Below are 6895 nucleotides of genomic sequence, written 5' to 3' on the forward strand. Positions count from 1 at the left end.
TCCATCGGGGAGTCCGTCCACGCCGACCTGATTCTGCGCTCACACGCACATTTTTACTCGTCCCTCCCGCAGTCGCGAGCATGCCGGCGGATTCACCTCACGACCTCCACGACCACGTCGAACAGTTGCTCGTTCGGGACGCCGATGCCCACGCGGCGGCAATCGACGCGCTCGCCGACCACGGCGACGAGCGCGTGGTCCCGCACCTGCTGGAAGTACTGGTCATCGACGCAATCGGCAACGACTGGAAGAAATTCGGGTTTCCGGAGGTGCTCCGGGACCGCGACCCGCCGCGGTACCTCGACCTCCCCGAAGTCCGGTGGCCTGGCGTCCGGGACGCGCTCTCGGAACTCGCCGGTCCGGACTTCGACTCCGAGCACGCGTGGGTCGAGTGGGAGTCGTGGTACTCCCAGCAGGACATCGAGCCACTCGAGGGGTTCGACGACTGGAAACGCCGCCTCTACAAGTCCTATCTCCCGCCCGTCGGCGGCCTCCTCGACGCCGAACCCCGGACCTTCGACCTGCAGGACGTCCGCTGGGGGAACTGCGACCGGTCGTTCCTCGCGGCGCTGAACGCGCCAGACTTCCTGGCCGGCGACGACCCGGCCGCAGAGTACCTGGACGCCGACGACACCGTCTTCGGCTTCGAGGTCGCGGGCGACCAGTACGCGGTTCCGCGTTGGGTGCTGTTCCCGCACGAGCTGTTGAACGTCACGCTGGACGGCGTCCCGGTGAGTCTCACGTACTGCACGCTCTGTAACGCGCCAATCCTCTACGACAGGCGCGTCGGCGAGCAGACCGACGGCCGCCGCGACGTGCTCACGTTCGGGAGTTCGGGGATGCTCGCCGCCGGGAACAAGGTGATGTACGACGAAGAGACGGAGACGCTGTGGGACCAGCACGCCGGCGTGCCGACGGCCGGCCACTACCTCGATTCGAGCCCCGACCTCGTGCTCGACCAGTTCGCGGTCACCCAGACGACGTGGGCCGAGTGGCGGGCGGAGTACCCCGACACCCGGCTGCTCGACCCGGAGACGGGGTACGACTACGACTACCAGCACTACGACGACCACATCGGCTTCTTCAGGCACTACTGGAACAACGAGGACGCGATTCAGCCGGGCGTCCGGCAGGCCGACGGCGAACTCCCCGAGAAGGCGGACGTCTACGGCCTCGTGAGCGAGACCGCAAGCGACGTCTGGGTGGTCCCCGTCGAGGACTTCGACGACCCCCTGGTCGCCGACGTCGACGGGCGCGAGGTGGTAGCCATCCGTGACGGCACCGGGGACGTGGCCGTCTACGAGGCCCCGCCCGCACCAGTCGAGTGGCAGGGCGACGTGCTCGTCGACGCCGACGGCACCGAGTGGACCGTCGAGCGGAACGAACTCCGCTCGGACGGCGCGACCCGCGACCGGATTCCCGGCCGTCACGGGCTCTGGTTCGCCTTCCGCACGCACTACGACGCCGCGCACGTTCTGCGCTAACGACGCCGCGCGCGTCGTCGCCACTTCGAAGGAGGCGACAGCATCGACGCGGTCCCCGGTCGGATGCCACCGTTGAGATAGGCTTTTGTCGGCGTCTCGTGTAGCGTGGCGCAATGACCCTGCTCGAAGTGGACGGCATCGACGTCGCGTACGGGGACGTTCAGGTCATCTGGGACGTCAGCTTCTCCGTATCTGAGGGAGAGACGGTCGCGCTCCTCGGCGCGAACGGCGCCGGGAAGACGACCGTGTTGAAGACCATCTGTGGGCCGCTGGCCCCGAGCGCGGGCACCATCACGTTCCACGGGGAGCCAATCGGCGACCTCGAGCAGGACGAGGTGGTCCCGAAGGGCGTCACCCACATTCCCGAGGGCCGCGATATCTTCACTGAGAGCACCGTCAAGGAGAACCTGCGCCTCGGCGCGTACACCAACCCGGACGGAATGGCCGACCAGTTCGAGCGCGTCTACGACGTCTTTCCGCGCCTCGAGGAACGCAGGGGACAGCAGGCCGGGACGCTCTCCGGCGGCGAACAGCAGATGCTCGCAATCGGCCGCGGGCTGATGAGCGACCCCGACCTGATTCTGCTCGACGAGGCGAGTCTCGGTCTCGCGCCCGTGCTCGTGGAGGACGTCTTCGACGCCATCGAGCGCATCAACGAGGAGGGGACGACAGTCCTGCTCGTCGAACAGGACGTGAACAACGCGCTCCACATCGCGGACCGAGGGTACGTCCTCGAATCCGGCCGTTTGACGCTGTCCGGCGACGCCGCCGACCTCGCCGAGGACGAACGCGTCGCGGCTTCATACCTCGGGGGGTAGCTGTTCGTATCGGTCGACGGCGAACTCTGCGGCAGCAATCGTGCAGTACAGGGTCTGCGAACAGGTCCGTGTCTGCGAATCAGTGCTGGTCGGCGAAGCAGTGCTGGTCGGGTTGCAGTCGAACGAGACGAACGGAGAGTGGTCGCGTCGGCAGTAGCCGCGTCGAAGTGAGGGGCGTTGGGCTGTCGCTACGGTTCGTTCGGCGTCCGCTGGTCGGCGTCGGACGGCTGGTCCTCGCTTCCGAAGCGGTCCGCGAGGAACTTGTAGAGGCCGCCGGGAATGAACACGATGAACAGGATGATGAGGCCGCCTTCGATGACGGTGGCGAATTCACCGGCGAACGTCCGGAGACCGGTGTCCAGGGAGAGGAACAGGCCGGCGCCGAGGACCGGGCCTGCGAGTGTGCCCATGCCCCCGAGAATGACGACGACGAGCGTGTCCACGAGCCACGTCACTGAGAGCGTCGACTCGGGGTTGACGTAGAGGCGGAACTGCGCGTAGAAGCCACCCGCCAGGCCTGCCATCGCGCACGCCACGACGAACGAGAACAGCTTGTACTTGAGCGGGTTGACGCCGAGGCTGCTCGCGGCGGATTCGTCGTCGTGGATGGCCCGCATGCCGAGGCCGGACCGGCTGTTCACGATCCCGTACGAGACCACAATCGTGGCGACGGTCGCGACGAGGGTCAGCAGGAAGATGACCTCGGAGGACATCGAATTCTGGACGTAGTAGCCGGTCGAGCCGCCCGAGAACCGCCGCTGGTCTTCCAGTACGAGCTGGATGATGGCGGCGACCGCGAGGGTGCCGATGGCGAAGTAGTGACCGCTCAACCGGAACAGGATGGGGCCGAGCACGAGTGCGAGCAGACCGGCGCCGAACATCCCGACGAACACGGCGACCAGCAGCGGCGACTGGATGGCTTCCGGGAGATTCGCGCGCGCCGGCGTCGTGAGCCACGCGGAGATGAACGCTCCGACGCCGAAGAACGCGTGGTGACCGAGACTGATCTGTCCGGCGTACCCCGCGATGAGGTTCCAGGAGACGCCGAGCATGACGAAGATGAGGCCAGTGAACACGATGTCCGTGACGTAGGGCGTCGTGGTGAACGGGATCGTCGCGAGAGCGAGCGACGCGACGACGAACGCGACGGTGCGACGGCGATTGTCGAACAGGCCAGTGAAGTAGTCGGTGCTCCCGAGCATCACTCACCACCACCGGAGGACCCAAACAGGCCGTGTGGCCGCACTAGCAACACGAGCACGAAGATGCTGAAGCTGATGATATCCCGGAAGCCGCCGCCCAGGTAGAGGACGCCGACGTTCTCGGAGACGCCGAGGATGAGACCACCGACGAGCGTGCCGGCAACGCTCCCGACACCGCCGAGGACGACCACGGCGAACGCCTTCAGGAGGTACGACCAGCCGACGAACGGCGTGATCGGGAACAGCATCGAGAGGAGCGCTCCCGCCGCCCCGGCGAGCCCGGTTCCGAGGCCGAGCGTGAGCACGTAGATGTTGTCCGTGTCGATGCCCATGTACTGTGCTGCCGAGTTGTTCTGGGCGGTCGCGCGGATGGCGAGCCCGGTGGTGGTGAACTTCAGGAACGCCCACGTGCCCAGGATGAGCAAGATGGAGATGGCGAACGTCACCATGCGTGGGAACGAGAGCGATGCGCCCGCGATGTCGATGGCCTCCCCGGGAATGCCGATGTCGGTCGCCTGGGCGTCGCTACCGACCCAGATGCGGCCGATGCTCTGGAGCATCAGCGCCAGGCCGAACAGCACGATGATCGGTTGTTCGATCCCCTCGCCGACGACGCGTTCGAGCAGAACGCGCTGGAGCGCCATTCCGAGCGCGAACAGGACGACGAACGCGCCGATCATGCCGATGATGGGTGTGATGTTGAACGTCGTGAACAGGAAGATGGCGACGTAGGCGCCGACCATCAGCATGTGACCGTGCGCGAGATTCACGATGTCCATGATACCGAACACGAGTGACAGGCCGAGTGCTGCGACGGCGTAGATGCCGCCCAACAGGAGACCGTTGAGTAGCGCCTCGAGTATCAGGTCGCTTGCTACCATGTGTGGCGTCGTGTGTACACGGCTCGTCGGTTACTATGAAGGTACCGTTCGCCACAGTCCGGCGGTGGCGGGAGTGGTGGTTCAGTTCGGAACGAACGGCGCGCTCGTTCGTCCGGCGTCCAGTTGTGCTTCCGCGTCCGGGTGAGAGCAGTGCTGCGGGCCGCGACGGGGCTGCTGGAGGAGTTCTCTCGGAACGCGCCCAACTGCTGTGCGTACCGTCTTCCTCGGAGTCACAGGCTCCGCCGAGCGAATCTGCGGCGGCAACGGACCTGAACGGTCACAGCGCGGAGGACGAGCGATAGCGTGGTAGTTACGACGGTTCCGCTTCCGCGTAGAAGTTGAACGCCTCTAACACGGGCCGGTCGGTCATCCCGAGCAGGATGGCCTCGTCGTCGTCCGGTTCGTGGTGGTGGGTCGCGTCCGGCGGCACCACGAAGATGTCGTGCTGGCTCCACTCCAGTGCGTCGTCGTCGACGTGGGTCGCCCCCTCGCCCTCCACGACGAAGTAGACGTCCGTCGCGTTGTGGAAGTGCGGGTCCGTCGCTTCCTGGAGCAGTTGCGCGCGGAACGACATCGTCGGGAACAGCGGCGGCTCTCCGGTCGCGGGGTTGACGTACGAGAGGCTGTAGCCGTCGTTGGGGTCCGGTTCGTCGTTGTCGGCGCGCTGGCGCAGCGACTCCAGCATCTCATCCCAGCCGAAGCGGTACGGCGGCGTCGCCTCCCGGATGCCCTCGAACGGCCCCGGGATGCCGTCGGCCTTGACGTCGTTGAGGTCGCGCCCGCGGCCGTACTGGGAGTCCCAGTACCCCTGCGTCTTGGTGACGGGCTGGCGTTCGAGTTCGTGGTTCTCGAACGTGTTGCGGGCGTTCAGCGAGTCGAGAACGAGCGGCAGGTCGAGGACGTCCAGCCACGCCGCCGTCTCGTCCGAGTCGTTGACGTGGTCGTGCCACTCCCACTGCGGGGTGGTGATGAGGTCGTTGTCCTCCATCGGGAACTCCTCGCCGGCGACGACCGTCTTCATGTCCTCGTGGCCGTCGATGGAGAACCGGAGCGCGTTCGCGCCGTGGCGATGCGAGGGCGCGGTCTCACCCGGGGAGACTGTCTGCACGCCCACGTAGATGGTGTTCGAGATGGCGTTCCCGAGCGACGCGTTGATCGGGACGGCGACGCGGCGCTGGAACCCCGGCGGCAGGTCCGCGATGGGGACGTCGTCCTCGATGCTGTCGATGGCGGTCTGGATGTCCTCCCACTTCCAGATATCCGGCTCGAGGTCGTCGTAGACGTTCCCGAAGTCGTCCTCGACCTCCCAGAGCGGTCTGAGCCTGTTGTCCTCCAGAATCGTGCGCGTCTCGTCGGTCAACTGGAGGAGTTCTTCGGGGTCCTGTTCCTCCTGTTGCTGGTCGTCCGGCTCTTGCTGGGCCATGGCTACCTATTGGCACAGAAATCTCATAAGTGTATGGGACCCGGTCGGGCGCCCCGACGTGCACGCAGCGAACACGTTCGGCGGATTGCGGTTTCGATGCGACACCGGAACCCGGGTCAGCTGCCCCGGGTCAGTCAGCGCTTCAGGCTTCTGCGCGCGCCTGGTCGTCGAAGACTTCCTCCGTGGAGAAGACGTTCCGGCAGTCCTCGCAGACCATCTGGCGCTGGATTGCGTACTCCCAGAGCTTCCCGCCGCAGTTCAGGCAGTCGAAGTGCGCTTCGACGAACGGGTCGTTCTCGGCGTACGGGTTCGTGAACTCGGCCATGCGAGTACATGTCGCGGGGACGCTAAAAGCATACCGTCCACGGAAGCCACTGCGGGGACCCGCCGCGTTGGGCGTGGTCCTCAGTCGTCCGCGTACTCCTCGAGTGCGGCCCGCAGGTCCTCGGGGAATTCTCGTGCGCCGCCACCACCCTGGTGGGCGCAGACCCGGACTTCGTGCCCGGAGAACGTCACCTCGCCGTCACACCGGCCGACGTACTCGAAGCGCACGCTCTTCGTACCGGGGTCCGGCGTCAACTCGATGACGACGTCGTCGCCGGCCTCCATCGGGTTCTCGAACTCGAAGTCCATCGCCACGAGCGGCAGGCCGAACCCGTGCTCCCGAGAGATTTCCCAGAACGGGAACCCGATCTCCTCCATGAACATGTCCGACGTCTCGTGGAGCGCGTCCACGATGCGGGGGTAGTGCGCGATGCCGAACGGGTCCGTGTCGGAGAACCGCACCGTCCACGTGCGTTCGTACATCACTCGTCACCCCCGAGCACGACGAGTGCGTCGAGTGCGACTGCGCCGTCAGCGGTCGCGAGCACCGGATTCACGTCGACCTCCGAGATGGCTTCGTGTTCAGTCACGAGGTCGCCGACTGCCGCGACGACGTCCGCCAGGGCGTCGACGTCCGCGGGTTCGCTGCCGCGGTAGCCGGCCAGCAGTTCCGCCGCAGTCAGCTCCTCGATTGCCGCCCGCGCCTCGGCGGCGTCGATGGGCGCGATGCGGTGGCTGGTGTCCTCGTACACTTCGGTGAAGA

The 6895-nt window shown here is 66.3% G+C and carries 8 protein-coding genes; 2 read left to right on the forward strand and 6 right to left on the reverse strand.

Annotation, left to right across the window (positions count from 1 at the left end):
- Nucleotides 1–80: 80 nt before the first annotated feature.
- Together GRX66_RS04660 and GRX66_RS04665 are read left to right on the forward strand one after the other, a co-directional pair.
- On the forward strand, nucleotides 81–1484 hold the full coding sequence (locus GRX66_RS04660; RefSeq protein ID WP_159525491.1) for a DUF3179 domain-containing (seleno)protein: 1404 nt from the start codon (nucleotides 81–83) through the stop codon (nucleotides 1482–1484).
- A gap of 119 nt (nucleotides 1485–1603) precedes the next feature.
- Nucleotides 1604–2302: an ABC transporter ATP-binding protein gene (locus tag GRX66_RS04665; protein ID WP_201292923.1), complete on the forward strand. Its 699-nt coding sequence runs from the start codon at nucleotides 1604–1606 to the stop codon at nucleotides 2300–2302.
- 188 nt (nucleotides 2303–2490) lie between these two features.
- Here GRX66_RS04665 and GRX66_RS04670 read toward each other — a convergent pair whose 3' ends face one another.
- From GRX66_RS04670 to GRX66_RS04695, 6 genes are all read right to left on the reverse strand, one after another.
- Entirely contained in the window at nucleotides 2491–3504 is a 1014-nt protein-coding gene (locus GRX66_RS04670; RefSeq protein WP_159525493.1) for a branched-chain amino acid ABC transporter permease, read from the reverse strand.
- Nucleotides 3504–4385 carry a branched-chain amino acid ABC transporter permease gene (locus GRX66_RS04675; RefSeq protein WP_159525494.1) on the reverse strand — a complete coding sequence of 294 codons (882 nt, stop codon included), beginning with the start codon at nucleotides 4383–4385 and terminating at the stop codon, nucleotides 3504–3506. Before GRX66_RS04675 ends, GRX66_RS04670 begins: the two co-directional genes overlap by 1 nt.
- A 310-nt stretch (nucleotides 4386–4695) precedes the next feature.
- Nucleotides 4696–5808, reverse strand: coding sequence for a cupin domain-containing protein (locus GRX66_RS04680; RefSeq protein WP_233745308.1), 1113 nt, complete (start codon nucleotides 5806–5808; stop codon nucleotides 4696–4698).
- Between the two features lie 142 nt (nucleotides 5809–5950).
- Nucleotides 5951–6133 carry a hypothetical protein gene (locus GRX66_RS04685; protein ID WP_159525495.1) on the reverse strand — a complete coding sequence of 61 codons (183 nt, stop codon included), beginning with the start codon at nucleotides 6131–6133 and terminating at the stop codon, nucleotides 5951–5953.
- Nucleotides 6134–6213: 80 nt separating this feature from the next.
- The gene (locus GRX66_RS04690; RefSeq protein ID WP_159525496.1) at nucleotides 6214–6615 is read right to left on the reverse strand and encodes an acyl-CoA thioesterase; all 402 of its coding nucleotides are present in this window, start codon (nucleotides 6613–6615) and stop codon (nucleotides 6214–6216) included.
- The coding region (locus tag GRX66_RS04695) for an acetate--CoA ligase family protein (RefSeq protein ID WP_201292921.1) at nucleotides 6615–6895 on the reverse strand (281 nt) is incomplete at its 5' end. The genes GRX66_RS04695 and GRX66_RS04690, both read right to left, overlap by 1 nt.

The sequence above is a fragment of the Halobacterium bonnevillei genome (genome assembly GCF_009831555.1).
Lineage (GTDB): Archaea > Halobacteriota > Halobacteria > Halobacteriales > Halobacteriaceae > Halobacterium > Halobacterium bonnevillei.